Annotated in this window: 2 tRNA genes; both read right to left on the reverse strand. The window is 49.6% G+C overall.

What is annotated here, in order from left to right:
* Positions 1 to 9 precede the first annotated feature (9 nt).
* A tRNA-Ala gene (locus tag GMB86_RS15390) sits at positions 10 to 85 on the reverse strand.
* 18 nt (positions 86 to 103) lie between these two features.
* Positions 104 to 180, reverse strand: a tRNA-Ile gene (locus tag GMB86_RS15395).
* Positions 181 to 258 lie beyond the last annotated feature (78 nt).

The raw sequence follows: 258 nt of genomic DNA on the forward strand, positions 1-258 counted from the left end.
TAATAAGATTGGTGGAGCCTAGCGGGATCGAACCGCTGACCTCCTGCGTGCAAAGCAGGCGCTCTCCCAGCTGAGCTAAGGCCCCGAACTATTTTTTTATAAATGGTGGGCCTGAGTAGACTCGAACTACCGACCTCACGCTTATCAGGCGTGCGCTCTAACCGACTGAGCTACAGGCCCCCACCAATAATAGTTTGAAGGGATGTTCCTTCAAAACCAAACAAAAGTTCCAAACGTTTTTCTTTGACAAAGCGATGG

The organism is Terrilactibacillus tamarindi (assembly GCF_009718825.1).
Classification (GTDB): Bacteria; Bacillota; Bacilli; order Bacillales; family Sporolactobacillaceae; genus Terrilactibacillus; species Terrilactibacillus tamarindi.